Consider the following 26,191-nt stretch of genomic DNA (forward strand, 5'->3'; position numbering starts at 1 on the left):
ACCGAGAGGGCGCATGCGACGCGCCGCGCTGGGACTCGTCGTCCTCCTCGTGCTCGCGGGCTGTAGCGGCGGTGACGCCCCCGAGACGCCCACCGTCACCCCGGCACCGGTGCCCACGGACAGTGCCACGCCGGAACCACGGGGCGTCTCGCTCGACGCGACGGCCACCCCGACCCCCCAGGTCCCCGTCGAGGAGCTGGACCCGGAGGGTGACCCGGACGGCGATGGCCTCACCACGGAGGAGGAGCTCGACCGCGGGCTGAACCCCCGGCGCGTGGACACCGACAAGGACCGCCTCCGCGACGGGGAGGAGCTCGCCGGCGTGACTGACGAGGGAACGCCCATCCCCGACGCGGACCCCGCGCGGATGGACCTCTACGTCCGAGTCACCTACGGGCCGCGCGCCGAGCCGTACACCCCCATCGTCCGCGAGCGCATCGTCGCGGACTGGGCCGCCATGCCCGTTCGGAACCCCGACGGGACGACGGGTATCTCCCTGCACATCGTCGGGACGCACAACACCTCGCTCCGCTTTTTCGATGGGTCGGACCTCGAGGAGACGGCCGCGGCGCTCGACGAGGAACTTCCGCGCAACGACGCGTATCACGACGTGTATCTCCTCCCGTTCGTCGACGTGGCCCGCCACGCACACGACGGGTTCGCGGCCACGCCCGGCCGCATCGCCCTCGTGGACTCGACGGCCGACAGCGGCAACCGCGAGGTGTTCTTCACCCATGGCCTGCTCCACAACGTCCTCGGTCCGCTCAGAGGAGAGGGGGAGTGTCAGGGCGTCCACTACTGCGAGGGTGGGTTCCTCCACCCCGCGCCGAGCACCGGCTCGGGGGTCGCGTTCGACGACGACCGCTATCTCCCCGAACCGCTCGCACGGGTCATCGAGCGTCGTGGGTTCCGCGGGTAACTCCGAACACCCACCCGGCGTAGAGCAGCGCACCGACGGTCTCCGGAACGGCGAGTCCCGGGAGCCACGGGACGAGGAAAAGCGCCCACAGCACCCAGACCGCGAGATGGCCGACTCCCGCGAACACGGACGCGGCTCCGCGGATACGGATGCCGTCCCGGACGGTTCCAGCGCCCCAGAGGACGAGCGTCGCGGTGAATCCGAGATACGCGGCGACGGCGGCCGGGAGATGGAGGCGGTGGGGGACGTGGGCGATGCCGACACCGGCCAGCCCGAGCATGGCGGCGACGTGCGTGGCGACGGCGAGTCGGTGGAGGACGTTCCGCGCGACCGTGCGGAGATAGCCCGCGTACGCCACGCCCAACCCGCCGGCCAGAACCAGTCCGCCGTTGAAAAACGGGCTGGACGCGCGGCCGGCCTCGCCGAGGTCGGAGAGCGCGTTCCCGCTCCACGAGAACCACGGTGCGACGGCCACCGCTGAGAGTATCCCACCGAATGCGACGACGATGGCGACGGGGCCGGCGACGCGAAGCACGCGTTCGGTGTCGGTCATGGCCGTCTCGTATCCCGCGCCGGATACAAAACTGCCGGTCGGCTCAGTCGCCCCTCGGCGAGGCGGTCGCCCCGGTCGTCCCGTCCAGGCTCCGTTCCGGCTCCCGGTTCCGGATTCGCCGGTCGACGAGCGCCCCCTGCAACCGGTCCGCGACGGCCTCGCGGAGCTCCTCCGCGCGAGCCGCGTCGATGTCGAGCATCCGGGCGTTGCCACCGCCGAACCCGCCGGTTCCGGCCGTGTCGACGGTGACGGTGGCGAGCGACCGGCGCCGCTGGAACAGGGTCCGCGACTCGATGACCGTCTGGATCCGGTAGTAGGGAACCACGCGCGTCCGGCGCGTCCAGAACCCCTCGCGGGTGATGACGTGGTCCGCGTCGAACGCGACGCTGAGGTTCCGCCACTTCAGGTGCCCACCGAGGGCAGAGAGTGGGAGGAGCGCGACCCCCGCGAGCGGCGGAATCGGTGGCTGGAGGTCGAAGAACCGGACGACGGTGGTGACGGTGCCGACGAGGACGAGGAGCGCCAGCGCGTAGCGCACGACGTACCGGGTCCGGGCGCGTTTCGGGGGCCGTTCGAAGTCCGGGTCGCCGAACGGCTCGACCTCGCGGGCCAGCGCGAGCACGCGGTCCCGGGTCGCGATGGGGACGGCCGACTGCGCGCCGGACTCGCCGGGGGCGTACCCCGCCGTCTCGACGGTGAGTGACGCGTAGCCGAGTCGTCGGGCGAGGACGCTCTCCTCGATGACGACGGACTGGACCTTCGAGAGGGGGATCGTCCCCGAGAACTGCTGGAGGAAGCCCCGTTCGTACTGGAGCTCTCCGGGGACACGAGAGAGCCGGAAGCCGTAGTAGTTCGTCACGGCGATGACGGCGGAGGCGATGGCCGCGACGGCGATGATCCCCCCCGCGAGCAGCGGGGCGACGGTGAACAGCGAGGAGAGCGGGAAGGTGTCGGAGACGGAGGGGAGGATGATGGGCAGGAGTGCCGTCAGCGCCGAGAGCAGCCGGAGGTCCATCCCGATGACGCCCAACAGGAGGAGCTCACCCATCGTGACGGCGAACAGCTCCTCGCGTTCGGGGGCGTCGCCCTCGGTCTCCCCCCGCGAGCGGGTGCCGACCTCGCGCTGGAGGCGTCTCGCCTCGTCGCCGGTGACGTATCTGAGCCGAGCCTCCGTCTCCCCCCCGCCGGCGGTCTCGATGCGGACCTCCGCCAGCCCGAACAGCCGGTGGACGACGTTGCGGACGATGTCGACGTTCTGCACCCGTCGAAGGGGGATCTCGCGGACGGTCCGGGAGAACACCCCCGAGCGGATGTCGACGGTGTCGTCGGTGAGCGCGTACTCGAAGCGCGTGACGGCCGCGGCGTGGTACGCGAGCGCGACGACGAGCGTCGCCCCGACGATGAGCAGCGCGGTCTCGAGGCCGAGGGCGTTGCTGGCCCCGACGGTCGTCAACACCAGTATCCACGCCAGCCGCGAGACGGTGTCGCCGGCCCGATAGAGAACGGAGAGGGGGTGGAGCCTCATACCGCGTCTTCACCCTCCGCGGCGATGGCGAGCGCCTTCAGCCGCGATTGCAGTGAGTCCGCGTCCCCGGGGGTGAGCCCGGGGATGGTCACGTCCGCGCCCCGCGAGCCGGCGGTGTAGACGACGACGCTCGCCAGCCCGAGCGAGCGCTCGATGGGGCCACGCGAGACGTCGACGTGCTGAAGCCGGACGTAGGGGACGACGGTCCGCGTCTGGGTGATGACGCCCCGCGAGAGGAGAAGCGAGTCCGCGCGGACGGTGTAGCGCCACGCGCGGTAGCGCGCCCCCACGAGGCCGACGCCCGAGACGAGCACGAGGACCCCCAGCGCGGGGCCGAGCCACAGCCCGACAGTGAAGTTCCCGATGATCGTGCCGACGACGGCGAGGACGAGACTCGAGATGCCGGCGCGAATCAGCCACTCGTAGCGCACACGGGGATCGAGCTGTCGTTCGACACCCGATGGCTCCGGCGGGGACGGGGGCTCAGCGGCCTCGTCGTCGAGTACCGGCTCGTCGGTCGCCGACGCATCGGTCGCCGGTTCGTCGACGCGGCGGATCGCCGGCTGCACGTCGTCGCTCATCGTCGGGGAGACGGCGGGAGGGATTAAAAAGTCAGGCGCGGTGGAGTCGCCCCGCGGTCACCTCGATGCGGGGACAGTAGTGGTAGATCGGCTCGGAGTCCGGCCTGGCGAAGCCGTTGGCCTCGAACAGCGTGTTCGAGGTGATCTCGGCGTGGGCGGGTGCCAGCTTCCACGGCTCGTGGTCGATGTCGCCGTAGTAGATGGTGCCCGCGTCGTCGCTGGTGTAGAAGCGATAGCGCTCGGTGAGGAACGCCTCCAGGCTCTCCGGGTCGCGGACGGTCGGCTCCTCGACCGGGCCGTAGCGCCCCTCGAACCGCGCGGCAGGGGCGCCACGGTGGGTGCGCCGCGCCCGGAAGTGAACCTCGCCGTCCTCCCGGCGAACGTCCATCTCCGCGCGGTAGTAGGGGAGCTGGAAGAGCGTGCGGGCGAGGAGAACACCCAGCCGGTCGTCGGCATCGAGGTTGAAGAAGTAGACGCCGGGGGTCCCGTCCTCGTCGACGACGTAGGTCCGGAGGTTCAGCTCCCCGAACGAGAGGCCGATCGGGAACCCCCGCGGCCGGATGTCCTCCATGCGGAACGGCACGACTCCGAGGTAGGCCGTCCCCCCGTCGGTGTCGACGGAGAGCCCCCGCGGGAGCCGCGCGTCGACGACTTCGGGATCGACGGGCCAGTGGGCGAACAGGAGGTCGGCCCACGTCATCGAGAGCAGGGCGGTCTCGTCGAGCACACCGGTGTCGTGCATACCCGAACTGACGCGGCGAAGCCCCTTGCCGTTGACGCCCGCCGAACACTCAAACGAGCGTTTGATATTAGGAAACCCGTTTTTCCGGGGGGTGTCCATACCGTGCTATGGGATCGCACAGACTCCTCGGTGCGGTGGCGGTGGTCGCCCTCGTCGTCCTCGCCGGGTGTTCGGGCGGCGGACTGGGTGCGAGTAGCAACGGTGGTGGTGGCGCGGACCTCACGGCCGGCGGGAGCGACGGCGGACGGGCCGTCGACGCCGCGGCCGAAGAGCGGGAGCGCTCGGCGAACGCCGACACGACGGCGCTGCAGGCGCAGCGTGCCATCATCCGCACCGGCCAGGTGTCGCTGACCGTCGACTCGTTCACGGAGACGAGCGACCGGATCGCGTCGCTCGCCCGGTCCAGCGGCGGGTTCGTCGCGAGTTCGTCGCGGACGACCCACAGCCGCGACAACGAGACGTGGACGACCGGCCGACTCGTCATCCGGGTCCCGAGCGACGAGTTCCAGTCGGCGTTCACGGAGATCCAGACGATGGGCACCGTCGAGAGCGCGGAATCCGACACGACGGACGTGACCGACCAGCTGGTCGATCTCAACGCCCGACTGGAGAACCTCCGGGCCGAGCGCGACCGGCTCCGAACGCTCTACGAGAACGCCAACGAGACGGAGGACGTGCTGGCGGTCTCCGAGCGACTCAGCGAGGTGCAAGAGGAGATCGAACGGCTCGAGGCCCAGAAGCGACAGCTGGAGAACCGGGTCGCCTACTCGACCATCACCGTCGAGTTGCACGAGGAGCCCCCGGAGCGCGAGCCGGAGCCGGGCTACGCCGATGTCGGGCTCATCACGGCGTTCCTGGCCTCGATCGACGGGGTCGTCCTCACGATCCGGACGATCACCGTGACGGTCGCCTACGCGCTCCCGTATCTCCTCGTCTTCGGGCTACCGGTGACCGGGGTGGCCGCCGTCGTCTACCGACGCCGGCGCCCCTGACCCGCGGTCACCCGGTCGACGGCTCGGACTGCAGTATCGAGACGACCGTCTCCGCCAGCTCCTCGGTCGCCGCGTGGACCGCGAGCGGGCCGTCCGCCCAGCCGACCGCACCGGCCTCCCCGGCGAGGAGGGTGCCGGGGACCTGTTCGTACACGTCGGGGTGGTAGGTGACGACGGCCTCGATGCGGCCGCGTGCGAGCAACCCCCAGTCGACGCAGGGGGCCCACGTCGAGAGGACGCGCTTGGCCTCCCCGTCGAGCGCGTCGCGCATCGCGTCGGCGCGCGCCCGCAGGTCAGCGTCCCCGAGCGCCCGATACCCCGGGATAAAGGAGACGGTCGCCCGGTCGAGCGGGAGGGCGCTCCCCGCGGCGATGGGCTCGCCGTTCACGGTGGCTCCCGCCCCGCGCTCGGCCACGTAGGTATCGGCCGCGAGCGGTTCGTGGACCGCGGCGACGAGCGCTCCCTCGTCGTCGCGGACGCTGACCGCGCTGGCGAACACCGGGAGCCCCGCGGCGACGTTGTTCGTCCCGTCGAGGGGGTCGACGACCCACTCGTAGTCGCTCCCGTCGTGGTAGCCCGACTCCTCCGTGACGATGGCGTGGCTCGGGAAGGTCTCCTCGATGACCTCGATGATGCGCGCTTCGGCCTCCCGGTCGAGGTCGGTCTTCACGTCGTCGGTGCCGTACTCGCCGTCCAGATCTCCCGTCCGGAAACGGTCGCGGGCGACCCGTGCGCCGGCTTCGCTCGCGCGGACGGCGACGGCGCGGAGGGCGTCGTCCATACCGGGCCGGCGAACCGCCTGCAGGAAAGGCTATCGTTCGATGGTCCCCTCGATGGCGCGGGCGACCGGCTCGGCCTCCGCCCCGGGGTCGAGTGTGATGAACAGCCCCGTCGACTCCGAGACGTAGAGCCGGACGAACGTCGCGGTGTCCATCGCCGTCGTCTTGTAGCGGACCCGGTCGACGAACGGCAGCAGGTCCTCCGTGAACAGCTCCACCTCGGCGAAATCGAGGTTGACGAACTCGTGGATGCTGGCGAAGTGCTCGCGCATCTCCTCGTCGGAGGCGTACAGCGCGCGCGTCGACTCGTGGACGTAGAGGATCTCGAAGCGTTCGCGGTCGAACTCGATGAGGGTGTGGAGTGTGCCGTCGGTCGCGGCCCGAGCCGCGTCCAGGACTGCCTCGGCGTCGAGGTCGACGATCTCCGTGCCCTCCGAATCGGACATACTTGACGTGGTGGGACGCGGGGGTAAATAGTTGCGGGCCGTTCCGGCGATCCCGTGGAGGCGGGACGGCTCAGCCGGCGCTGCGCGTCACTGATGGCCCGACACCCGCACTGACTCGTACGGCTCCTCCAGCCACAGCACGTCGGAGTCGGAGAGGTCGATGTCGAGCGCCGCGACGGACTGCTCCAGATGCTCGACGGAGGAGGCTCCGACGATGGGGGCGGTGACCACGTCCTTGTGGAGCACCCACGCGATGGCGATCTGCGCCATCGTCGCGTCGTACTCGTCGGCGAGCTCCTGGACGCGCTCGTTGATCTCCTTCCCCCCACCGTCGGCGTAGGGGTGCGTCTGGGCGTAGTCGTCCGTCTCCGCCCGCTTGGTGGAGAGGTACTCCTCGTGGGGCCGGGTGAGGAAGCCACGCGCGAGCGGTGACCACGGGATGACGCCGATCCCCTCCTTGTCACACAGGGGGAGCATCTCGCGTTCCTCCTCGCGGTAGGCGAGGTTGTAGTGGTTCTGCATGGTGGCGAAGCGGTCGAGGTTCTCCAACTCCGAGGTGTGGAGCGCCTCCGCGAACTGGTGGGCCCACATCGAGGAGGCCCCGAAGTAGCGGATCTTCCCCCGGCGAACCGCGTCGTCGAGCGCGTGCAGGGTCTCCCCGATGGGCGTCTCGTAGTCCCAGCGGTGGGTCTGATACAGGTCGATGGTGTCCATCCCCAACCGCTCGAGCGAGGCGTCCAGTTCCTGCTCGATGGTCTTTCGCGACAGTCCACCGGAGTTGGGGTCGTCGTCGTCCATCGGGAAGTAGACCTTCGTCGCGACGACGGACTCCTCTTTGTACCCCTCCAGCGCGTCGCCGAGGATGCGCTCGCTTTCGCCCCGCGAGTACATGTTCGCGGTGTCGAAGAAGTTGATACCCAAATCCAGGGCCTTCTCCACGAGTTCGTGGCCGAACTCGTCGCCTTTGACCCACTCGCGCCAGTCGGAGTCGCCGAAACTCATACAGCCGAGACAGAGTCTGGACACCGTGACGCCGGTGTCGCCCAGAGTGGTGTACTCCATGGTCGTGAGACTCACCCCCACGCGAAAAAGCTGCTGTCGGCGGCAGCGGGTGCCCGCCGGGAGGACCGGCGGTCATGGACCTCACAGCGACTCGGGGTCCACCCGCGCCACGGCCGCGCGGACGACCGCCGCGAGCGCGAGTGCCGCGGCCGCGTACGCGAGCACCATGAGCTGAGTCGTCGCCGTCGGCGAGTCGACCGCGAGCTTCGCCACCGTCCCCGCGGGGTGTTCGGGAAGCGCCGTCGCGCCGGTGAAGAACACCAGTATCGCGAGCGAGTAGAGCAGCTGGGCGCGCTGCCGGCTGGGGACGGCGATGGCGAGCCCAACTCCGACCGCAACGAGGCCGACGGCGAGACTCGCCACGACGAGCACGAGCGACGGGACGTTCGACACTCCGATGCCGTTCACCGAGAGCAGGGCGATCCAGAGGACCGCCTGCAGCGGTGCGAGTGCGGCCATCGCGAGCGCCTTCCCGTCGACGATAGCCGTGAGCGAGACGGGCGCCACGCGCAGGAGTTCGAGCGTCCCGCGCTCGATCTCCTCGGTCACCGAGTCGACGGCGATGGAGCCGGAGATGAACACCGGGAGGAACAAAAGCAGGGGCAAGAGAATCGTGTACGTGAACCCGAAGTAGGGGCTCGCCTGCACCGCGGGCGGGAGGGGGACGAGGGGGGCGTCGATGTACTGCGCCCGTTCGCGTCGCTCCTGTCGTTCGAGGCGCTCGAGCGTCTCCCGGAGTTGGACGACGATGAGGGTCTTCCGCAGGCTCGACTGCGGGACGAGCGCCTCGATGGCGATCTTCTTCCCCCGGTCCGTCGGGTCGTACCGCGCCTCCACGACCGTATCGACGCGCCCCTCGTCGAACGCCAGCCGTGCGTCGGTCTCGCTCGGATAGCGGACCACGTCGGTGTTCGTCCCCCGGCTCGCGGCGACCAGCTCGTCCGTCGCGTTGCCGACCGCGGCGATCTCGACCTCCCCGCCCTCCACCGACGACGGATCGGACAGCGAGGTGAGCCCGACGACCAGGAAGGAGGAGAACGCGGCGACGAACAGCTGGATGAGCAGCGCGAGCACGATGGTCTTCTCGCGTGAGATGGCCGACAGCTCGCGGTTCCCGATGGTGAGCCGCTTTCGCACTCCCTCAAACAAGGTTCGTCACCACCGTGAGGTTGTAGGCGAGATGGAGCAGGATCGCCACGGTCAGCGCCGCGGCGTACTCGTCGCGCCCCCGGCTCGCGCCGGCCGCGGAGATGCCCGCGGTGACGACGTGGAGCGCGAGCGGGGCCAAGAGGAGGATCACGATGGCTGCGGGCCCGTCGACGCCGAAGCCGGTCTGGAAGGCCGTCTCGCCGATCTGCCCCGAGGTCCGGGTCCGGAGCTCCGGGAGGCCGACGAGCTGGACGATGAGCGTGAGCTTCTCCCCGAGGAAGAAGCCGAGGCCGGCGAGCGCCCCCGCGAGCGCCCCGGCCTGAAGCGTGCGGGGGTACCGCGCGTGGGTGAACCCCGCGTACACCGGGAGGGATTTCGCCAGCTCCTCGATGACCGCGATGGCGAGGAAGAGGAGGGGGACGGCGAGCCCCGCGGGGACGGCGAACAGCGCGGCCACGGCGAGCAGCTCCGCGACGAAGACGAACGGGATGAGGACGGCGACGAGCAGGGGAAGCGACCGCAGTCCCGAGATCCGCCCCGCGAGCGCATCCAGTGCCTTCAGGTGGACGGGCCGCTGGGTGAACAGGTCCTCCTCGCGGTAGAGCCCGGTCCCCAGCCCGTAGAGGACCATCGCCGTCAGGGTGGTGGGGAGCGTGGCGAACGCGACGCTCCCGAAGTCGACGCTCTCGCCCGCGAGGTCACGCACCACGAGCGTCAGCGGCGAGATGAGCGCGATGGGGCCGATGTCGGTGAAGATGGCGGGGACGAACGCGAAGGAGGTGAGGAACACCGAGACGGTGACCGTGACGAAAGTGAGCTCCTTGAACGACCGGGCGAACATCGCGCCGAGGAACGTCGCGGCGAGGAACAACAGCGCGAGGGGGACCATCGCGACGACGGAGAGGGGCCCCCCGCCCGCGACGAGCGCGATGGCCGCGATGACGCCGATCCCGCCGAGGAAGTAGGGGAGCGTCTTCCCGACGATGATGTCCCCTCTGGAGACGGGCGCGACGAGCAACAGCTCCCCGCGGCGTTTCACGCGCTCTCTGAGCATCGAGGAGCCGTACGCCTGGATGACGAAGTTCAGGGGGAGGACGAACGCGAAGGCGAGCACGAGCGACTGGAACGGGAACGGCGGGGCGATAGCCGAGGGGGAGCCCCGTGCGGTCCCGGTGCCGAAGAGGTCCGGGCCGATGTTCGGGGCGCCGAAGGGCCCGTCGTCGCCTCTGGAATCGGTGTCGCCACCGTCACTCCCGCCGGCGGTCCCTCCGCCGGTGCCGCCGGTTCCGTCCCCACCGCCACCACCGCCGCCAGCGTCGCCACCGCCACCGCTGCCGGGCGCGACGAGCTCGCTGGTGCCGCGTTCGACGTACTCGATGGTCACGTCCACGGGGAACGCGGCGGTCTCGTTCGCCTCCCCGCGCATCCGGGCGTCGTTGTAGCGCGCAACGGATTCTCTGAGGGTCGCGACGGCCGCACGACCCTTCTCCGTATCGCGGTAGGTAGCGCGGCTCCCCCGGATCAGTATCTCCAGGTTCCCCTCCTCGTAGGCCTCGGCCGAGGGCTCGCGGACGATGAACGAGGGGTCGGCGCTGGCGGGGCCGTGGAGGGGGTGTGACTCCGCGACGCCGATGCGGTAGATCCCCTCGTCGAGCGCGAACCCCCCACCGGCGAGCGCCGGGACCATCGCCAGCACGAACGCGATGCCGAGCGCGCCGACGAGGAGGTTCCGTCTGTCGATGCCGCCCGCGCCTTTCGTCACCTCCCAGCGGGCGACCCGGAGGGTCTTGCGGAGCTTCACGCGCGCCCCGCGTCCCCCTCGGCGAGGTCGAGGAACACCCGTTCGAGGTTCGGCTCGACGGTACGGATGTCCACCACGGCACCGCCTGCGCGCTCGGCCTCCTCGGTCACTGCGTCGACGGCGTCCATCGACTCGACGGTGACGACGTGCCGGCCGTCATCGGGTTCGGACCCCTCGACGGGGACGGAGGTGTAGACGTGGTACTGGACGGTGCCGTACCGGTCGCGGAGCTCGTCGACCGGCCCCTGTGCGACGATCTCGCCGTGGTTCATGATGGCGATGCGGTCGCAGATGGACTCGACGTGATAGAGGTTGTGCGCGGAGAAGACCACGGTGCGGTCGTCGTCCGCCAGCTCGCGGGTGAAGTCGATGACGTAGTTCGTGGTGAGCGGGTCGAGCCCCGAGGCGGGCTCGTCGTAGATGAGCACGTCGGGGTCGTTCACGAGCGAGCGGGCGATGGCGACCTTGCGTTTCATCCCCTTCGACACGTCGCCGAGGGGGCGGTCGCGGTGCTGCAGGTCGAGCCGGTCGAGCGTGTCGGCGATGTGGTCGCGGGCCACTCCTCTCTCAACGTCGTAGAGGTCGGCGAAGAACGCCAGATAGGAGTCCGCGGTCATCTCCTCGTAGAGGGGGGACTCCTCCGGGAGGAAGCCGAGCCGTTCGCGCATCGCGGAGTCGCCGGGGTCGTAGCCGGCGACGGAGACCTCGCCGGCGGTGGGGTCGATGAGGCCGGCGAGCGTCTTCAGGGTCGTCGTCTTCCCGGCCCCGTTCGGGCCGATGATGCCGAACACCTCGCCGGCGTCGACGGAGAAGGTGGAGTTCTCGACGGCGACGAAACCGCCGTACTCCTTGCGGAGATTGCGAACGTCGATCACGGTCGCAGGTCCGTGGGGGGGCAAATTAAGTCCGTCGCCGGGTTCAAGCCTCGAGGGCGCGAAGAGTCAGTATGCCGCGAGGACTGCTGGCGGGCCCGACGGTCGAGGTCGAACGGGACGTGAACGCCCCCCGCGACGTGCTGTGGGAGGTGCTCACCGACACGGCGACGTGGCCCGACTGGGGGCCGTCGGTCCGGGCGGTGGACGTGGTGGATCGGTACGTCGCCCCCGGCGACACGGGTCGGATTCGGACGCCGCTTGGCTGGATCCCCTTCGAGATCGAGAGCTGCGGGGACTACTGCTGGAGCTGGTCGGTCGCGGGGGTGCCGGCCACCGGCCACCGGGCCGACCACCGGGAGGGGGGTTCGCGTGTCGTCTTCGAAGTGCCAGTCTGGGCCGTCGGGTACGCGCCGGTCTGTGCGCGCGCGGCGAGACAGGTCGCACGGCTCGCCGAGTCGCGGGCCAGAGGGCGGGAGAAGGGGGACGTGCAGGACGGTTCGAGTGGGCGTTAGCGGGTCGCGACGAGGAGTTCGTCTACGGCGTACAGGTCCTCCCCGATCCCCTCACCGTCGCATTCGTCGTTCGGACATCGATAATACCAGCCGTCGCGTGTCGCGGTTCGCTCCGCGAACTTCTCTCCACACTTGCGACAGAGGAGCTGCTCCGCTGCACACTTGTCCTGGTGGAGTTCGTACTCGAGTTTCGTCCCGAATGCACGCTTGCAGTTCCTACACGTGTGGGTCATATTCCGTACTCCGCTAGCCACGGTATTAGCCGCTGTGCTTTCTATAGACGGAGAATGTCGTCCCTGTGTCAGTCGTTCGCACGCCATCTGGCAGCCGCTCGGCAGACGGGTGCGTGTCGAAAACGAACGCGGGTCGCGGCCTCAGAACAGGCCGACGTTCGCGGCGTAGGGCCAGGTCTCGCCGGCGAGCGCGAGGAAGGCGAGTGCGCCGCCTGCCATGACCATGTTCTTCAGGAACTGGGTCATCTCCGTCATCTGTTCTTCCTCGCCGACCGCCCAGAAGTCGTGCATCAGCACGGCCGAGCTAACGAGGAAGACCGCGAGGCCACCGGCCCCGACGACGACGTACGCACCAGCGATGACCGAGAGGCCACCGAACAGGAGGAGCCCGCCGGTGAACGGGACCATGAGTCCCGCGGCGGGGACGCCCTTCGCCTCGGAGTACGGGACCATCATGTCGGCGTTCATGAAGTGGTTCAGGCCCATGAACGCGAGGACGCCACCGAACAGGAGGCGGCCGAGCAGGAACAGTTCACCGGCACCGGCGGTGTCGAACACGAGCGGCAGTAGGTTACCGATTGTTACCATACGGAGTCAACTATCCCCCGGACGCATATATCGGTTCGCGGACATTCGGGATACCGGGTAACTCCGGTGTCACCGGGTATTTCACACGATTGTCGAAACCACTACGTGGGTGATACGTACTGGAGAAAACGGGAGAAAGAGCCGGCTCAGTCGTACTTCTCGGGGTACGCTTCCGCGAGCAGGTCCGGCCGGTCGTTCAGGCGCTGGCGGATGGGGTCGATGACCTCGGAGATGGCCGACGCGGCCGCGGGCTTGAGGTCCGCCGGGTGGAGCTCACCCGAGAGGAAATCCTCCTCCAGCGAGGCGTAGTCGTCGTAGACGAGGTCGCCGCCGTACTGCTCGGGACGCTCGACGGTGAACGACTCGTCCCTGACGGCGAGGATGGGGAACACGAGGAACTCCATGTACTCCAGCACGCCGTTGTCCTCCACCTCGCCGGCGGGACAGTAGGCGCCCTGGAGCTTCTCCTCGACCACGTCGGGCGCGTCGTTGAGGTTCACCTTCGAGGCGGCGTCGGAGGCGGACATCTTCCCGCCGGAGAGCCCCGACAGCAGGGGGGCGAACACACACAGCGGCTTGTCGAACCCCTGGTTCGGGAGCTCCTCGCGGGCGAGCATGTAGATGCCGCGCTGGTCGATGCCGCCGTAGGCGATGTCGGCGTCGAGCGCCGCCACGTCGAGACTCTGCATCAGCGTGTAGACCAGCCCGCCGAGCTTGGGGTTCTCGGACTGCCGGACGACCTCGCTGCCGGCGCGCTGGGTGCGCGAGATGGTCGCGTCCGCCATCATCCGGTAGAGGTTCAGCGTGTAGGGCTCCTCGAGCTGGTAGTCGGTCCCGCGGACGAACTCGATGGCGTCGCCGTCCGCGCCCGCGGCCTCCAGCATCCCCTCGATGGCGACCTGGTAGTACTCCGAGCGGGCGTCGAGCAGGTCGAACGGCGACTTCTCGTCGTCGAGATGCGCGTGGAGGTCCGCGAGGAGCACCGTCACCTCGATGCCGGCCTCCTGGAAGTCGGCGAGCTTCCGCATCGTCGTGAAGTGGCCGATGTGCATCTCGCCGGTGGGGGCGTAGCCGATGTAGGCGGTGGGCTCGTCGGTCTCCTCGAAGAGGGCCTCCAGCTCGTCTTCCGTGACGACCTCCTCCGTAAAGCGCGAGACGAGGTCCGTCCGCTCGGACGCGTTCATACTCCCGCTTTCCGGGTGAGTCGAATAAATCGTTCGTTCGGGCGCTCACCGAGGGTCGAAATCGGCATGACCCTCCAGCCTGTAGGGGTGACACCATCGCCTCGATGCAAACGACGCAGATCAAAGACCCCGTCCACGGCTACATCGAACTCGCCCGGCCGCTCGTCGACCGAATCGTCGACACCCGGCCGTTCCAGCGGATGCGCTACATCCGCCAGCTCTCGGCAACGCATCTCGTCTACCCCGGCGCGAACCACACCCGGTTCGAACACTCACTCGGCGTCTACCACCTCGGCAAGACCGTCTTCGAGAACCTCCGCACCCAGTCGTACTTCACGGAGGAGACGGACACCGAGACGCTCGACGAGATCCAACGCACCCTGGAGTGTGCCTGCTTGCTCCACGATATCGGCCATCCGCCGTTCTCGCATCTCGCGGAACGGTTCCTCGACCGCGAGGACCTCCTCGCCCGCCTCGACGACCACGGGCTCGTCGGTGCCTTCGCCGAGGCGGGCATCGGTGCGGAGCCGCTTCGCCGCGCGAGCGCCCACGAGTTGCTGAGCTGTCTCACCGTCCTCCGGGCGTTCGGCGACCCCATCTCGGCGTTCGGCGTCGACCCCTACGAGGTGTGCGGCTACATCCTCGGTTACAGCCTCACTTTCGAACAGGGCGGGGCGTGGCAGTACGGCCTCGGCGCCCAGCTGCTCCACTCCCCCATCGACGTGGACCGGCTGGACTACATCACCCGCGACAACCGCATGACCGGTGCGGACGTGCTGAGCTTCGACGTCGACCGGATGGTCGACGCCTACACCGCCCACCCCGAGGAGGGGCTCGCGCTCTCGGAGAAGGCGCTGTCGACCATCGGCAACTACCTCGAGGGCCGCATCGCCCTCTACATGTGGGTGACCCAGCACCACAAATCGGTGTACGCGAACGTCCTCCTGCGCGCGATGCTCGACGAGCTGTACGCGCTGACGGGGGAGCCACCGGTCACCGTCGACGGCGTCTTGGGGGACGAACTCGACGACACCGTCCTCATGGAACGGCTCCGGGTCGCGGCACGCGAGAACCCCGACTCGACGCTCGCCGCGCTCTACGACCGGTTCCGGTCGCGGCGGTTCCTGAAGACCTGCTGGAAACACCGCATCGCGTACGCGGACCGGGTGGACGCCGACCTCGACGCCTTCGGCTCGTGGCTCGTCGCCAACGCCGACGCCCTGGAGGAGCGGCTCGCGGACGAACTGGGCGTGCCGACCCACGAGGTGTGGATCGAGCGCTCCTACGTCCCGGAGTACGAGCCCGAGGAGCTGACGGACATCCCCATCGCCTACGGCGGGACCACCCGGTCGGTGGGCGACTGGGGGCTCTACGGCGAGCGCGCGTTCGACACGCCCATCCCGTTCGTCTTCGTTCCCTCGGGCGACCGCGGTGCCGCCATCGACTTCCTCGTCTCGCGGTTCCACGCCGACGCACAAGGAAACCCACAATAGCCTCCCCCGACTTCTTCGGTCCATGTACGAGGGCGTCCACGCACACCCCGACGGTCGCGCGACGGTCGCGCGCCACGCGCTCGCGGCCCGTGACCTGGGTTACGACGGCGTCGTGGTCCGGAACCACGGCGACCGCCAGGCCGACTACGACGCCGCCGCGATCCGTGAGGCGTACGACGTGGACGTGGTGGACGCCATCGAGCTCCGCACAGACGACCGCTCGCAGGCCGCGAGCCTCGTGAAGACCTATCGCGAGAAACGCACCCTGCTCTGTCTCCACGGGGGTGACCGGGCGATAAACCGCCTCGCCGTCGAGGAGCCGAAGGTGGACGTGCTCTGTCACCCCATGCGCGGCGACGGCGACGTGAACCACGTCCTCGCGAAGGCCGCCGCCCACAACGGCGTCCGGCTGGAGTTCAACTTCGGGCCCGTCCTTCGCTCGGATGGTGGCCGGCGCGTACAGGCCATCCAGGGACTACGCAAACTCCGCGAACTCGTGGCGAAGTTCGACGTGCCCTACGTCGTCAGCGCAGACCCGACCTCGCATCTGCAGCTCCGGGCCCCGCGCGAACTCGCGGCGCTCGGCGAGGTGGTCGGCTTCACGGCCGACGAGATGGAGACGGGACTCCGCGAGTGGGGCCGACTCGCCGCGCGGAACCGCGAGCGCACGTCAGCGCACTATCTCGAACCCGGCGTGTGGCTCGACGAGGAGTGACGGCACGCCCGAAAAGTGTCTCGACGGCCGTTCGAGCGCCAGTCGGTGGGTGGACGACACCCCCCGCGGGTCGTCCACCGGGAGGACGCTGGTCCTGTCGCGCCGACCGTCGACTTCCCCAGGCCCGTCCCCCGTGCGGGGACGGTGGCCCGCTCGTCCCCACCGTCTCCCCCGGTTCGAAACGGGTGCAACCGAGCGGCGCCGTTCCCGCACCGGCCCGTCGCTCCCCGGAATTATATAATTACCGTTAGCAGAGGAATCGGTGTAAATAGTTCTTCGTCGGCGTCCGGGTGCCACGGGAAGCCACCATCGACGGGGGAGTTCTTATCCTCGCTCCCCGAACCGCCGGTAACCACTCGGAGGTGTCCGAGTTCCGCCCAGATGTCATCCGACCTCACCACCGCGGCACCGACGTTCGGGAGCCATCCGTCCAGACGCAGCATCGTCGTCAGAGACCCCGTCGAAGACGAGCTGTTCCTGTTCGACACCACCGTCCCCGTCACGCCGGAGCCGTGTGCGACGGACGCGGCACCGTTCTGTTTCCCCATCGACTCCGCCGCGCGCGTGGCGACGAACGAGCTCTCGGTCCCCTACCGGGTCAAGGTCGTGGTCCGGACCGAGGACACCACAGCCGTCGAGCAGATCTCCGAGGCGACGGCTCGAACGGTCTCCCCGCGGGGGTTCTACACCGTCGAACTCTCCAGCGTCCCGTTCAAGATCCTGCTCGCCGCGGACAGTCGGCTCCACGTCGACACCCGCGACGACACGACCACCCTCCGATTTCCGGACACGGACGAGCTCTACATCGGTGCGCGGTCGTCGCACCTCCGACCGACACGGACGCTGACGACGACTCGTGACCCCACGGACCTGATGACCGTGATAAGCGAGTTCGGCGCGGCACTCAAGACCACCTCCTGTGAGCGGTCGTGGCCGACCCTCCGCGGCCACCCACCACTCGTCGAGCTTGGCGAGGCGCTCCACCTCCCCGGCGGCCGCCAGCGGCCCGACACCGGCGTCACCATCGAACTCCCGCCGACGCTCGAACGGCTCTTCCCCGTCACGCCGCTCGCCTTCTATCTGGGTGCGGAGCTGGTTCCCGGGGAGACGCCCACGCTCCGGACGGACACCGGGGTCGCGTTCGACCTGACCGCCCGTGGCGGGTTCGAATCCACCGTCAGCGACGTGCTCCAGCACGTGTTCACCCTCGACTGCTTCACGCGGTGTGAGGGACTCTACGCCATCTCCCTCATCTCACGTGAGCGTGCGGCTCTCGGACTCGACTACGAGGCGCTCTACGATCGTTCACTCGGGGAGCAGCTGGAGCGCTACCTCGCGGTGCCGTTCGAGGAGGTGGAGCCGTTTCGCCCGACGTGGTTGGTGACTGCCGACGTTCCCACGACACCCGACACCGTAGCGGTGCTGCCACATCTCGCCTCCGAGCTGGCGCTGGTTCGTGGCTACGAGCCGTCCGGCTCCGCCACGAGGGACGGCTCCCGGCAGCGCGAGACGCTGACCCGGATGCCCCCGGTCGAGACCGCACAGCACCTCTACTTCGGTGACGGGTTCGCGGTCGGGGCGAACAAGGGGGTGTTGGCCGCCTACGAGCGACGGTTCCAGCGGCGGCCGTCCGGGGGCATCGACATCGGTGTGACCGTCGTCTGTAACGACGAGTCGATGGTCGAGGAGGTCCGGTCCAGCCCGTACGGGGACCGGGACCAGTTCGACTTCGACGTGACCACCCGGGCCGACCTCACGGTCGACGAGCTCCGGGCGGTGTTCCGGTCGAACGTCGATCTGGTCCACTACATCGGCCACGTAGACGCCGACGGGCTGGCCTGTCGCGATGGGGTACTCGACGCCAGTGACATCGGATCGGTCGGGGCGACCGCGTTCATCCTCAACGGCTGTCGCTCCGTCTGGCAGGGGCGACGGCTCACGGAGCAGGGGGCCGAGGGCGGTATCATCACCTTCGAGGACGTCCCCGACCGCACCGCGGCGACGGTCGGGAGCCACGTCGCCCGTCTGTTGAACCTCGGCTGGCGGCTGGACTCCGCCGTCGCCGTCGTCAAGGAGGCCGCCATCGCGGCGAGCAGCTACGCGGCCATCGGCTACCCGGGCACTCGCATCGTCGACAACGAGGCCGGCGTCGGATTGCTCGCCGACGTGGTGCCGCGTGACGACGGGCGCTTCGACCTGTCCTGTGAGACGTTCTCGGCGAAGAGCTTCCCCCAGGCCGGCGGCGTCGTCACCCTCTACGAGCTCCCCGTCGTAGAGGGAGATGAGCTCCACGGCGCGACGTTCGGCCCGTACACGGTGGACGCGACGGGGCTCTCCCGCTTCCTCGGGGCCGAGCCCCTTCCGGTTCGGATTCGTTCCAGCGATGGGGTGCGCCGGCACTCGCTCCACTGGTCCGACGAACTCGATCTCCACTCCGTTCAGGAGGCGTCCCGTATCGACGGGGAGTTTATGGGAGATGCCGGCTAACGTCGGCGTATGACCTCGTCACCGGCCTCGAACGGGTCCGCTGACGCTGTTGCGTTCCCGACCGGCGTCGTCCGTTATGCACGGGAGCGCCACGAAGAGGCGGGTGAATCGACGGACGTGTTCGCAGTGGGGCTGCCGACGACGGCGCTGAAATCGCTCGTCGTCTCGCTCGCCGTCACCAGTTCGATGGGGCCGATCGCGGTCGGTGGCGACGCGCTCCGCCCCGACGGGACCCCGCTCGGCCGGCCCATCCGGCTCCGGGTGCTCGGGCGACGCGAGACGGTCCTGGCCGCGCTCGACGACGTGAACGTCGCCAGTGCCGCCGGTGTGCTCTACCGACAGTTCCGCGAGCTCGGCGGCGGGGTGGCCGAGGCGAACGGTGCGGGGACGGACTCGCCCGCGACCCCTGCCACCTCCCCGGGCGGGGACGAGCCCCCCGACGCGGTGACCATCCGGTCGGCGACCCGGGCGGCAGCCGACGCGCGCCCGGCGGAGCTGGCGAACGTCCGCGTCGCACCCACGGACCGGAGCGACCGGGTGTTCGGCCACCTGACGAACTGGCCCGGTGACCTCTCCGGACTCGACCGCGCACCCGCAGCGCCGGCCAGACCCGTCACTGACCCGACCCTGCTGTTCGTCGACGACGTGGCGTTCGCGGTCGTCCCGGCGGTCGCCGGGCTGGGTCCCTCGACCGACACGGCGACAGAGGCCGGAACCGCGACGACCGGCGGGCCGTTCGGCGACCTCGCCGAGGAGACGCGCGCGTTCCCGACTGGGGGGTGGGCCGCCGTCCCCGTCGCCGAGGGAGAGCCCGTGCACCGGCTCCGCGCGCAGTACGAGACGGGGTGGGACGCCTGCACGCCCGTCACGCTGGACACACCCCCGCTCGATACCGTGCTCAGTACGGTGGAGGAGACGCTCGGGGCGGCGTACGCCCGGGCGTTCGTCGTCGCGCTCGGGTCGGCCACCGTCACGGCCGAGGGGAGCCGGGCTGTCGCTTCCCGGGCGGCAAATCCCGAGAGCGACCGCCCGGTGCTCGACGACAAGCATCTCGTGGTGCTCGTCGGGGGCTACACCGGTGCGCGCCGGAAGGACATCGCGACGACGATGGACGAGTGTGGCTTCGTGAGCTCGTCGACGATGCAGCGAGGGTTGGCGGAGCTCCAGCGCGTCGACGTGGTCGACACCGAGCCCATCGAGACCGGGACCCGTGGCCGGAACCCCCACCGGCTCGTCCTCGCCGACGACGCGCTCCGGGGGCTCTCGATGGCCGAACTCCTTGATGCCGCGGCGTCCAGGCTCGCCGAGTGACCCCCCGCAACGCGTGCACCGACCGTGACGACTCCGGACGTTTGAAACCACTGTCCCCCGAGACACGGGTATGAAACACCTCCCGAAGCATCTCCGGCCGCGGTACCGATATCTCGCGGTCGAGCTGGAGGGGTGGCCCGACGCCACGCTGGAGCGGGGGGCGTTCCAGCGGGAACTCTGGTACGCCGCGCAGAACCTCATCGGCGACGCCGGGAGCGCCGCGTGTGACCTCACCGTCTACGGCTTCACGTTCGAGGACGGTGAGGGCCACGCCATCGTCCGGGTGCGCCACGGCGAGACCGGCCGTTCGCGGGCCGTCGTCGCCTGCATCGACGAGATCGACGGCCAGCCGATACGAGCGTCGATAGCCGGAATCTCGGGGACGGTACGGGCGTGTGAGGAAAAATATTTAGGCGGGCCGGCGGAACCACCCGAGGAGAGACACGTCGTGTTCGCGGACGCTGACCGGCGTGCACACGGCCGCGACGAGCGGCTGGACGTGCGCGTCGGCGACGGCTTCGTGGGGGCGACGGCACTCGATACTTAACAATGCAGGGTCAATCGCAGCAGCAGGCCTACGACCGCGGGATCACCATCTTCTCCCCGGACGGACGGCTGTATCAGGTCGAGTACGCCCGCGAGGCAGTGAAACGCGGGTCGGCGAGTATCGGGATCCGAGCTGCCGACGGCGTCGTCTTCGCCGTCGACAAGCGGTCCCGCTCCCCACTCATGGAAGCATCGTCCGTCGAGAAACTCCACAAGGCCGACGACCACATCGGCATCGCGAGCGCGGGCCACGTCGCCGACGCCCGCCAGCTCATCGACTTCGCCCGTCGGCAGGCGCAGATCAACCGTCTGCGCTACGGCGAGCCCATCGGCGTGGAGACACTGACGAAGAACATCACCGACCACATCCAGCAGTACACGCAGGTTGGGGGCGCGCGCCCGTTCGGCGTCGCGCTCATCGTCGGCGGCATCGAGGACGGTGAGCCGCGGCTCTTCGAGACCGACCCCTCCGGCACCCCCTACGAGTGGCAGGCGCTCGCCGTCGGCGCGGACCGCGGCGAGATCGAGGACCACCTCGAGGAGCACTACTCCGAGGACCTCTCCACGGAGGAGGCCGTCGACCTCGCCTTAGAGGCGCTCGCGTCGGTCAACGACGGCTCGCTCTCCCCCGACGGCGTCGGGATGGCGACCATCACGACCGAGGACGAACGCTACGAACAGCTCACGCCCGAGGCGCTCCGCGAGCACCTCGAGACGCGAGACCTGCTGGCCGACGAGTAGCCCGTTCGAAACTCGATCCCCCGCGGCGGGTTTCCTCCCCACGTGGAAACGCCTTTTTAGCAGCCCGTACTATCTGGTGGCATGATAAGTCTCGACGAGGCAGTGACGGCACGGTTGGAGAGCCACGGCGCGCGATTCGAGGTACTCGTCGACCCGGACGCCGCCCTCGCCATCAAACGCGGGGAGTTCGACGGCGACTTAGAGGACGTCATCGCCTCCGACGACGTGTTCGAGGACGCCTCCCGCGGTGACCGTCCCGCGGAGGCGGACTTGGAGACGGTGTTCGACACCACCGACCCGATGGCGATCATCCCGGAAGTGATCAAACGCGGGGAGATCCAGATCACCGCGGAGCAGCGCCGTGAGATGCAAGAACAGAAGCGGAAACAGCTCATCAACACCATCGCGCGCAACGCGGTCAATCCGCAGATGGACAACGCCCCGCACCCGCCGGAGCGCATCGAGCGCGCGCTGGAGGAGGCCGGCTTCAAGGTGGACCCGATGGAGCCGGTCGAGGGGCAGGTCGACGAGGCGCTCGAGGCGCTCCGTCCCGTCATCCCCATCCGATTCGAGGAGGTCGTCATGGCCGTCCACCTCCCCGCGGACAAGGCGGGGAGCGGGCAGGCGCGCGTCCGGCAGTTCGGTGACCTCCAGCGTGAGGAGTGGCAGAACGACGGCTCGTGGGTCGGCGTCCTGAAGTTCCCGGCGGGGCTGCAGAACGACCTCTACGACCTCGTCAACGAGATCACCAGTGGGGAGGGTGAGGTGCAGGTCATCAAGGACGAGGACGACCTGACGACGCGCTAGGACTATCCCCGACGGAACCCGAGCAGGAACCCACCGGTGAAGCCGGCCGAGATGGAGAGCGTCGAGAGGATGGTGTTGAGCCACGACGGCGGGGCACCGCTCGCGGCCTCCCGACTCGCTTTCACGAGACCGGCGGTCAGCTGCTCCCAGTCCACCGTGAGGATGCCGCGCGATTCGAGGAACTTGAACAGGGCGAGCTCCAGCCCGACGATGACGGCGACGAGCTTCGCGACCTTCTTGGCGGCGAAGCCGATGATACCGCCGATGACGGCCCCGGAGCCGAACTCCAGACCGAGCTGCTGGGGATTCAGTTCGAACATGGTAGGGAAACCGACAGCCGGCGATAAGACTCTTGTGGCGCCTCGGGGGGCGTCGACGGGCCGGTACTGGAACTTAAATATCCGCGGTGCCAACCGTTCTGTGAGTGACTGACGCATACAACGGCACTGCCGTCGTCGCCAAACGCGCGGACGACGGTGAACCGAACACGGAGGAGATCCGGGACCTCGCCGGCGCGGCCGGCTACGAGGTCGTGGGGGAGGTCACGCAGACCCGGACGGAGGACCCCGCGTTCTGCCTCGGTGAGGGGAAGGTGGCCGAACTCGCGCGTGTCGTGGAGGCGACGGAGGCGACGACCGTCCTGTTCGACAACCGTCTCGGCCCGTACCAGACGTTCAACATCGGGAACAAGCTCCCCGAGGGGGTCGAGGTGCTCGACCGATTCCGGCTCATCCTCGACATCTTCGGCCAGCGCGCCCAGACGAAGAAGGCGCAGCTCCAGGTCGAACTCGCGGAACTCAGATACGAACTTCCCAGAGCCGAGGCGAAGACCTCGCTCGCGAAACGCGACGAGCGTCCCGGCTTCATGGGGCTCGGCGAGTACGACGAGTCGCGCGAGCAGGACATCAAAAAGCAGATCTCCAACATCCGGGACGCGCTCGACCGCATCGAGCGCGAGGAGGAGCACCGCCGCGAGACCCGCAGAGAATCCGGCTTCGACCTCGTCGCGCTCGCGGGCTACACGAACGCGGGGAAGTCCACCCTGCTCCGGCGGCTCGCCGCGGAGGTCGACATCGACGAGAACGAGGGGCTCCACCCCGACCTCGACAAGACCGCGGAGAGCGAAGACCGGCTGTTCACGACGCTCGGGACCACCACCCGCCGCGCGGATATCGACCGCCGGAACGTGCTCGTGACGGACACTGTGGGGTTCATCTCCGACCTGCCCCACTGGCTCGTCGAGTCGTTCAAATCCACGCTCTCGGAGGTGTACCGTGCCGACCTCGTGCTGCTCGTCGTGGACGTCTCCGACCCCGTCGAGGAGATCCAGGAGAAACTCGTCACCTGTCACGACACCCTCTACGAGCGCAACGAGGCCCCCATCGTGACGGTGCTGAACAAGATCGACAAGGTGAGCGAGGAGGAGCTCGCCGAGAAACGCGAGTACCTCTCCGCGCTCGCGCCCAACCCCGTCGCCATCTCAGCGATGGAGGACCTGAACATCGACGAGCTGGTCGCCCGCATCGACGGCGAGCTCCCGGATTACCAGCACGAGACGCTCGTGCTCCCCATGACCGAGGAGACGATGAGCGTCGTCTCGTGGGTCCACGACCACGCCGTCGTCGAGGACGTCGACTACGGCGAGCAGGTGATCATCGAGTTCGAGGCGAGACCGTCGGTCGTCGAACAGTCGCGGTCGAAAGCCGCGAACCTCGTGCCGGCCGAGCAGTGATCACGCCAGTTCGCGTTTCTCCTTCGCGACGACCTCCACGTCCGTGATTCGGGTTCCGGGGTACTGGCCTTCCGAATCCTTCTCCGCGGCTTTCACCATGTCCCAGACGACGTTGAGCCCCGTCGTGACGCCTTCGAGCGCCTCCATCTCACAGCCCGTCTTGCCCGTGGTCTCCACGGCGACGGTGAGGGTGACGGACTCCTCTGCGACCTGAAACGCGGTGTCGATGTTCGTGATGGGGATCTGGTGGCACATCGGGATCGTCTCCCAGGTGTGTTTCACGGCCTGCACCGCTCCGATGCGCGCCGTGGCGAGCACGTCACCCTTCTTCACGTCGTTGTCGCGGACGGCGTCGACAGTGGAGGCACTCAGGTGGATGGTTCCTCGCGCCTCCGCACGGCGCGCGGTGTCCGGTTTGCTCCCCACGTCGACCATCTGCACCTTCCCCGACTCGTCGGTGTGCGTGAGTTCCTCGTCGGTCATACTCACTCCTCGAATCGGAGCGCCTTGGGCAGTTCGCTCACGAGGTCGGTCGCGGTGAGGCCGTACCCCTGTCGGGCGACGACGGCGTCGCCCGCCCGCCCGTTCGCGTACGCGGCCACGCCACCGGCGTTCACGGGCGAGAGCGGACAGGCGAGCGCACTCGCCGCGCCCGCGAGCACGTCGCCCGTCCCGCCGACGGTCATCCCCGGGTTCCCCGTTTTCGACACTCTCGTTCGGTCGCCGTCCGAGATGATGTCGTAGGCGCCCTTCACGAGCAGCGTGTGGCCGATCTCGGATGCGAACGCCTCGACGAGCTCCCGGCGCTCGCGCCAGCCGTCGCTCGCGGGGCCACCCATCCTCCGGAGCTCCCCCTGGTGGGGGGTACACAGCAGGGTCGCTTCCGTCTCCACGTCGGGGACGACCTGGAGGGCGTCGGCGTCCACGACCCCGGTCCCGTCGAAGGCGAAGAGGAACTCCCGGACGGCATCGAGCGTCGCCTCATCGTCGCCGAGCCCCGGCCCGATGAGCGTCACGTCGTGGTCGGCCGCGAGCGTTCTGATATGGGGGACGGCATCGGGAGTGAGCCGCTCCCCCTCGAACGGCCGGAGGATGAGGTTCTCGTCGTACCCCTGCACCTCGCGGGCGATAGACGCGGGGCAGGCGACGCGGACGAGGTCGGCCCCCGCGCGGAGGGCGGCCTGTGCGGCGAGTGCCGGCGCGCCGGTGTACGGGCCGCCCCCGACTACCAGCACCTCGCCGTGGTCGCCCTTGTGCGAGCGCGGGTCCCGACCGAGCCGGAGGAGGTCGCCCCGCTCCACGAACGTCTCCGCGGCCGCGGGGATGCCGATGTCCGCGACGTGGACTGTCGCGTCGAGTTTCGAGAGCCCGGGTTTCTCGTCGTGGAACGTGACGACGTGGTCGGCTTCGACGCCATCCCCGTCGCCGGTGTCCGCGTCGACCCCGGAGGGAACGTCCACGGCGAGCACCGTCGCGTCGCTCTCGTTGATGGCGGCCGCGGCGCTCGCCTCGGGTTCCCGGAGCTCGCCGGTGATTCCCGTCCCGAGCATCGCGTCGACGACGAGGTCCGGGGTGCCCAACTCGAGGTCCCGCGAGTCGCGGACGACCTCGGTGGCGAGTTCCGCCTGCTCCAGGGCCTCCCAGTTCTCCCGCGCGATGTCGGTCGAGATGGTCTCCGGCCGGCCGAGCAGGTGGACGGTCACGTCGTACCCCGTCAGGAACCGCGCCGCGACGAAGGCGTCCCCGCCGTTGTTCCCCCGCCCGCAGACGAGGGCGATTTCGGCACCCTCTGGAACGAGCTCGCGTGCGACGCGAGCGATGGCGTTCCCCGAGGACTCCATCAGCTGTTTCGTCGGCACCCCCAGCGCTGCCGCGTTCCGGTCGACGACGGCCATCTCGTCGCTCGTGATCATAGTCCAGTCCTCGACCGGCCGGGCGATAAAATCCGGTGTCGTGGGCGGTCCGAACGCTTTTGCGCTCCGACTCGCGAGGAACACGCATGGCAATCGTCGGCGAAGACGTGGACGACCGACTCCCCGATGTCGCGGCGCTCTACGAACGGGCCGGACACCCGCTCGGTCGCGACCAGGAGGAACTCTCCAGACGCCTGGCGGCCGCGGACAGCGCCTACGGCTTCCTCAGACAGGATACGGAGGCGCTCGTCGGCTTCGTCCGTCTCGTTGTCGACGACGGCGTCCTCCACGCGTGTGACCCCGTCGTCGACGAGTCCCACCCCGTCGACCCCCGCGAGTCGCTCGTCGCGACACTCGAGTTCGGCCTCCTCGGGCAGTTCGACGCCGATGCCGTCCGGCTCTACAGTGCCGATGCAGCTCGGTATGAACGCCACTCGGCCGGCTCCCGGGTCGTCGAGTTCGTGGCAGACGAGCCGCCGGTCTAAACGCTCGAAAGCGGTTCCGA

The 26,191-nt window shown here is 69.1% G+C and carries 28 protein-coding genes; 12 read left to right on the forward strand and 16 right to left on the reverse strand.

Annotated features, from left to right (window positions below; genetic code table 11):
- Positions 1–13: 13 nt before the first annotated feature.
- Complete coding sequence (locus ACQUQR_RS02470) at positions 14–919, forward strand: hypothetical protein (protein WP_435194462.1); 906 nt, start codon at positions 14–16, stop codon at positions 917–919.
- Here ACQUQR_RS02470 and ACQUQR_RS02475 read toward each other — a convergent pair.
- The 4 genes from ACQUQR_RS02475 to ACQUQR_RS02490 are packed head-to-tail and all read right to left on the reverse strand — an operon-like array spanning position 891 to position 4,320.
- Positions 891–1,472 (reverse strand): DUF998 domain-containing protein, encoded by a 582-nt coding sequence (locus ACQUQR_RS02475; protein ID WP_435194464.1) that lies wholly within the window; start codon positions 1,470–1,472, stop codon positions 891–893. The two genes, ACQUQR_RS02470 and ACQUQR_RS02475, sit on opposite strands and share 29 nt — an antisense overlap.
- Before the next feature lie 43 nt (positions 1,473–1,515).
- Complete coding sequence (locus tag ACQUQR_RS02480; RefSeq protein WP_435194465.1) at positions 1,516–2,997, reverse strand: PH domain-containing protein; 1,482 nt, start codon at positions 2,995–2,997, stop codon at positions 1,516–1,518.
- Positions 2,994–3,578 carry a PH domain-containing protein gene (locus tag ACQUQR_RS02485; protein ID WP_435194467.1) on the reverse strand — a complete coding sequence of 195 codons (585 nt, stop codon included), beginning with the start codon at positions 3,576–3,578 and terminating at the stop codon, positions 2,994–2,996. Before ACQUQR_RS02485 ends, ACQUQR_RS02480 begins: the two co-directional genes overlap by 4 nt.
- A 31-nt stretch (positions 3,579–3,609) precedes the next feature.
- The gene (locus ACQUQR_RS02490; RefSeq protein WP_435194468.1) at positions 3,610–4,320 is read right to left on the reverse strand and encodes a YqjF family protein; all 711 of its coding nucleotides are present in this window, start codon (positions 4,318–4,320) and stop codon (positions 3,610–3,612) included.
- A gap of 107 nt (positions 4,321–4,427) precedes the next feature.
- Between ACQUQR_RS02490 and ACQUQR_RS02495 the strand changes: the two genes are divergently transcribed.
- A complete protein-coding gene (locus ACQUQR_RS02495) occupies positions 4,428–5,312 on the forward strand; it encodes a DUF4349 domain-containing protein (RefSeq protein WP_435194470.1) in 885 nt (294 codons plus the stop codon).
- A gap of 7 nt (positions 5,313–5,319) precedes the next feature.
- Here ACQUQR_RS02495 and ACQUQR_RS02500 read toward each other — a convergent pair whose 3' ends face one another.
- From ACQUQR_RS02500 to ACQUQR_RS02525, 6 genes are all read right to left on the reverse strand, one after another.
- Positions 5,320–6,093: an inositol monophosphatase family protein gene (locus ACQUQR_RS02500; protein ID WP_435194472.1), complete on the reverse strand. Its 774-nt coding sequence runs from the start codon at positions 6,091–6,093 to the stop codon at positions 5,320–5,322.
- A 30-nt stretch (positions 6,094–6,123) separates the two neighbouring features.
- Positions 6,124–6,537 carry a hypothetical protein gene (locus tag ACQUQR_RS02505; protein WP_435194473.1) on the reverse strand — a complete coding sequence of 138 codons (414 nt, stop codon included), beginning with the start codon at positions 6,535–6,537 and terminating at the stop codon, positions 6,124–6,126.
- Positions 6,538–6,624: 87 nt separating this feature from the next.
- Positions 6,625–7,599 carry an aldo/keto reductase gene (locus ACQUQR_RS02510; RefSeq protein ID WP_435194475.1) on the reverse strand — a complete coding sequence of 325 codons (975 nt, stop codon included), beginning with the start codon at positions 7,597–7,599 and terminating at the stop codon, positions 6,625–6,627.
- A gap of 81 nt (positions 7,600–7,680) precedes the next feature.
- Positions 7,681–8,748: an ABC transporter permease gene (locus ACQUQR_RS02515; protein ID WP_435194477.1), complete on the reverse strand. Its 1,068-nt coding sequence runs from the start codon at positions 8,746–8,748 to the stop codon at positions 7,681–7,683.
- A complete protein-coding gene (locus ACQUQR_RS02520) occupies positions 8,741–10,549 on the reverse strand; it encodes an ABC transporter permease (RefSeq protein WP_435194479.1) in 1,809 nt (602 codons plus the stop codon). Before ACQUQR_RS02520 ends, ACQUQR_RS02515 begins: the two co-directional genes overlap by 8 nt.
- A complete protein-coding gene (locus ACQUQR_RS02525) occupies positions 10,546–11,424 on the reverse strand; it encodes an ATP-binding cassette domain-containing protein (protein WP_435194481.1) in 879 nt (292 codons plus the stop codon). The genes ACQUQR_RS02520 and ACQUQR_RS02525 overlap by 4 nt, the downstream gene beginning before the upstream one ends.
- Before the next feature lie 71 nt (positions 11,425–11,495).
- Here ACQUQR_RS02525 and ACQUQR_RS02530 point away from each other — a divergent pair, with 71 nt between their 5' ends.
- Positions 11,496–11,936 (forward strand): SRPBCC family protein, encoded by a 441-nt coding sequence (locus tag ACQUQR_RS02530; protein ID WP_435194483.1) that lies wholly within the window; start codon positions 11,496–11,498, stop codon positions 11,934–11,936.
- On the opposite strand, the gene ACQUQR_RS02535 is transcribed toward ACQUQR_RS02530, so the two are convergent.
- The 3 genes from ACQUQR_RS02535 to ACQUQR_RS02545 all read right to left on the reverse strand — a co-directional run bounded on the left by ACQUQR_RS02535 (position 11,933) and on the right by ACQUQR_RS02545 (position 13,941).
- Positions 11,933–12,169 carry an HVO_2901 family zinc finger protein gene (locus ACQUQR_RS02535; RefSeq protein WP_435194485.1) on the reverse strand — a complete coding sequence of 79 codons (237 nt, stop codon included), beginning with the start codon at positions 12,167–12,169 and terminating at the stop codon, positions 11,933–11,935. The genes ACQUQR_RS02530 and ACQUQR_RS02535 overlap by 4 nt on opposite strands.
- Positions 12,170–12,310: 141 nt before the next feature.
- Positions 12,311–12,757, reverse strand: a complete 447-nt coding sequence (locus ACQUQR_RS02540) for a DoxX family membrane protein (RefSeq protein ID WP_435194487.1) — start codon at positions 12,755–12,757, stop codon at positions 12,311–12,313.
- Positions 12,758–12,903: 146 nt separating this feature from the next.
- On the reverse strand, positions 12,904–13,941 hold the full coding sequence (locus ACQUQR_RS02545) for a tyrosine--tRNA ligase (protein ID WP_435194489.1): 1,038 nt from the start codon (positions 13,939–13,941) through the stop codon (positions 12,904–12,906).
- A gap of 104 nt (positions 13,942–14,045) precedes the next feature.
- Between ACQUQR_RS02545 and ACQUQR_RS02550 the strand changes: the two genes are divergently transcribed.
- From ACQUQR_RS02550 to ACQUQR_RS02580, 7 genes are all read left to right on the forward strand, one after another.
- The gene (locus tag ACQUQR_RS02550) at positions 14,046–15,434 is read left to right on the forward strand and encodes an HD domain-containing protein (protein ID WP_435194491.1); all 1,389 of its coding nucleotides are present in this window, start codon (positions 14,046–14,048) and stop codon (positions 15,432–15,434) included.
- A gap of 22 nt (positions 15,435–15,456) precedes the next feature.
- Entirely contained in the window at positions 15,457–16,149 is a 693-nt protein-coding gene (locus tag ACQUQR_RS02555) for an RNase P subunit p30 family protein (protein ID WP_435194493.1), read from the forward strand.
- Between the two features lie 381 nt (positions 16,150–16,530).
- Entirely contained in the window at positions 16,531–18,636 is a 2,106-nt protein-coding gene (locus ACQUQR_RS02560) for a hypothetical protein (RefSeq protein ID WP_435194494.1), read from the forward strand.
- 9 nt (positions 18,637–18,645) lie between these two features.
- Complete coding sequence (locus ACQUQR_RS02565) at positions 18,646–19,947, forward strand: hypothetical protein (protein ID WP_435194495.1); 1,302 nt, start codon at positions 18,646–18,648, stop codon at positions 19,945–19,947.
- A 70-nt stretch (positions 19,948–20,017) separates the two neighbouring features.
- Entirely contained in the window at positions 20,018–20,494 is a 477-nt protein-coding gene (locus ACQUQR_RS02570; protein ID WP_435194496.1) for an Rpp14/Pop5 family protein, read from the forward strand.
- 2 nt (positions 20,495–20,496) lie between these two features.
- Positions 20,497–21,234 carry an archaeal proteasome endopeptidase complex subunit alpha gene (gene psmA / locus ACQUQR_RS02575; protein ID WP_435194498.1) on the forward strand — a complete coding sequence of 246 codons (738 nt, stop codon included), beginning with the start codon at positions 20,497–20,499 and terminating at the stop codon, positions 21,232–21,234.
- Positions 21,235–21,315: 81 nt separating this feature from the next.
- Complete coding sequence (locus ACQUQR_RS02580; RefSeq protein ID WP_435194500.1) at positions 21,316–22,041, forward strand: ribosome assembly factor SBDS; 726 nt, start codon at positions 21,316–21,318, stop codon at positions 22,039–22,041.
- A gap of 2 nt (positions 22,042–22,043) precedes the next feature.
- On the opposite strand, the gene ACQUQR_RS02585 is transcribed toward ACQUQR_RS02580, so the two are convergent.
- Positions 22,044–22,361, reverse strand: a complete 318-nt coding sequence (locus tag ACQUQR_RS02585) for an FUN14 domain-containing protein (protein ID WP_435194502.1) — start codon at positions 22,359–22,361, stop codon at positions 22,044–22,046.
- 104 nt (positions 22,362–22,465) lie between these two features.
- Between ACQUQR_RS02585 and hflX the strand changes: the two genes are divergently transcribed.
- Positions 22,466–23,773, forward strand: coding sequence for a GTPase HflX (gene hflX / locus ACQUQR_RS02590; RefSeq protein ID WP_435194504.1), 1,308 nt, complete (start codon positions 22,466–22,468; stop codon positions 23,771–23,773).
- Here the strand turns inward: hflX and moaC are convergent, their stop codons facing one another.
- Both moaC and ACQUQR_RS02600 read right to left on the reverse strand, forming a co-directional pair.
- Positions 23,774–24,256 (reverse strand): cyclic pyranopterin monophosphate synthase MoaC, encoded by a 483-nt coding sequence (gene moaC, locus ACQUQR_RS02595; protein ID WP_435194506.1) that lies wholly within the window; start codon positions 24,254–24,256, stop codon positions 23,774–23,776.
- 2 nt (positions 24,257–24,258) lie between these two features.
- Positions 24,259–25,686: an NAD(P)H-hydrate dehydratase gene (locus ACQUQR_RS02600; protein WP_435194507.1), complete on the reverse strand. Its 1,428-nt coding sequence runs from the start codon at positions 25,684–25,686 to the stop codon at positions 24,259–24,261.
- 86 nt (positions 25,687–25,772) lie between these two features.
- Between ACQUQR_RS02600 and ACQUQR_RS02605 the strand changes: the two genes are divergently transcribed.
- Positions 25,773–26,171 (forward strand): hypothetical protein, encoded by a 399-nt coding sequence (locus ACQUQR_RS02605; protein ID WP_435194509.1) that lies wholly within the window; start codon positions 25,773–25,775, stop codon positions 26,169–26,171.
- The last annotated feature ends 20 nt before the right edge of the window (positions 26,172–26,191 follow it).

The sequence above is a fragment of the Natronomonas sp. EA1 genome, assembly GCF_051195035.1.
In the GTDB taxonomy this organism is placed as follows: Archaea; Halobacteriota; Halobacteria; order Halobacteriales; family Haloarculaceae; genus JBNTJV01.

Bases quoted from the DNA above. Each gene is read 5' to 3' on its own strand.
- ACQUQR_RS02530 (WP_435194483.1), top strand. From the start codon at position 11,496: ATGCCGCGAGGACTGCTGGCGGGCCCGACGGTCGAGGTCGAACGGGAC.
- ACQUQR_RS02510 (WP_435194475.1), bottom strand. From the start codon at position 7,599: ATGGAGTACACCACTCTGGGCGACACCGGCGTCACGGTGTCCAGACTC.
- psmA (WP_435194498.1), top strand. From the start codon at position 20,497: ATGCAGGGTCAATCGCAGCAGCAGGCCTACGACCGCGGGATCACCATC.
- ACQUQR_RS02555 (WP_435194493.1), top strand. From the start codon at position 15,457: ATGTACGAGGGCGTCCACGCACACCCCGACGGTCGCGCGACGGTCGCG.
- ACQUQR_RS02540 (WP_435194487.1), bottom strand. From the start codon at position 12,757: ATGGTAACAATCGGTAACCTACTGCCGCTCGTGTTCGACACCGCCGGT.
- ACQUQR_RS02475 (WP_435194464.1), bottom strand. From the start codon at position 1,472: ATGACCGACACCGAACGCGTGCTTCGCGTCGCCGGCCCCGTCGCCATC.
- ACQUQR_RS02500 (WP_435194472.1), bottom strand. From the start codon at position 6,093: ATGGACGACGCCCTCCGCGCCGTCGCCGTCCGCGCGAGCGAAGCCGGC.
- ACQUQR_RS02470 (WP_435194462.1), top strand. From the start codon at position 14: ATGCGACGCGCCGCGCTGGGACTCGTCGTCCTCCTCGTGCTCGCGGGC.
- ACQUQR_RS02600 (WP_435194507.1), bottom strand. From the start codon at position 25,686: ATGATCACGAGCGACGAGATGGCCGTCGTCGACCGGAACGCGGCAGCG.
- ACQUQR_RS02550 (WP_435194491.1), top strand. From the start codon at position 14,046: ATGCAAACGACGCAGATCAAAGACCCCGTCCACGGCTACATCGAACTC.
- moaC (WP_435194506.1), bottom strand. From the start codon at position 24,256: ATGACCGACGAGGAACTCACGCACACCGACGAGTCGGGGAAGGTGCAG.
- ACQUQR_RS02580 (WP_435194500.1), top strand. From the start codon at position 21,316: ATGATAAGTCTCGACGAGGCAGTGACGGCACGGTTGGAGAGCCACGGC.
- ACQUQR_RS02495 (WP_435194470.1), top strand. From the start codon at position 4,428: ATGGGATCGCACAGACTCCTCGGTGCGGTGGCGGTGGTCGCCCTCGTC.
- ACQUQR_RS02490 (WP_435194468.1), bottom strand. From the start codon at position 4,320: ATGCACGACACCGGTGTGCTCGACGAGACCGCCCTGCTCTCGATGACG.
- ACQUQR_RS02570 (WP_435194496.1), top strand. From the start codon at position 20,018: ATGAAACACCTCCCGAAGCATCTCCGGCCGCGGTACCGATATCTCGCG.
- ACQUQR_RS02605 (WP_435194509.1), top strand. From the start codon at position 25,773: ATGGCAATCGTCGGCGAAGACGTGGACGACCGACTCCCCGATGTCGCG.
- ACQUQR_RS02505 (WP_435194473.1), bottom strand. From the start codon at position 6,537: ATGTCCGATTCGGAGGGCACGGAGATCGTCGACCTCGACGCCGAGGCA.
- ACQUQR_RS02565 (WP_435194495.1), top strand. From the start codon at position 18,646: ATGACCTCGTCACCGGCCTCGAACGGGTCCGCTGACGCTGTTGCGTTC.
- ACQUQR_RS02480 (WP_435194465.1), bottom strand. From the start codon at position 2,997: ATGAGGCTCCACCCCCTCTCCGTTCTCTATCGGGCCGGCGACACCGTC.
- ACQUQR_RS02485 (WP_435194467.1), bottom strand. From the start codon at position 3,578: ATGAGCGACGACGTGCAGCCGGCGATCCGCCGCGTCGACGAACCGGCG.
- ACQUQR_RS02585 (WP_435194502.1), bottom strand. From the start codon at position 22,361: ATGTTCGAACTGAATCCCCAGCAGCTCGGTCTGGAGTTCGGCTCCGGG.
- ACQUQR_RS02545 (WP_435194489.1), bottom strand. From the start codon at position 13,941: ATGAACGCGTCCGAGCGGACGGACCTCGTCTCGCGCTTTACGGAGGAG.
- ACQUQR_RS02535 (WP_435194485.1), bottom strand. From the start codon at position 12,169: ATGACCCACACGTGTAGGAACTGCAAGCGTGCATTCGGGACGAAACTC.
- ACQUQR_RS02560 (WP_435194494.1), top strand. From the start codon at position 16,531: ATGTCATCCGACCTCACCACCGCGGCACCGACGTTCGGGAGCCATCCG.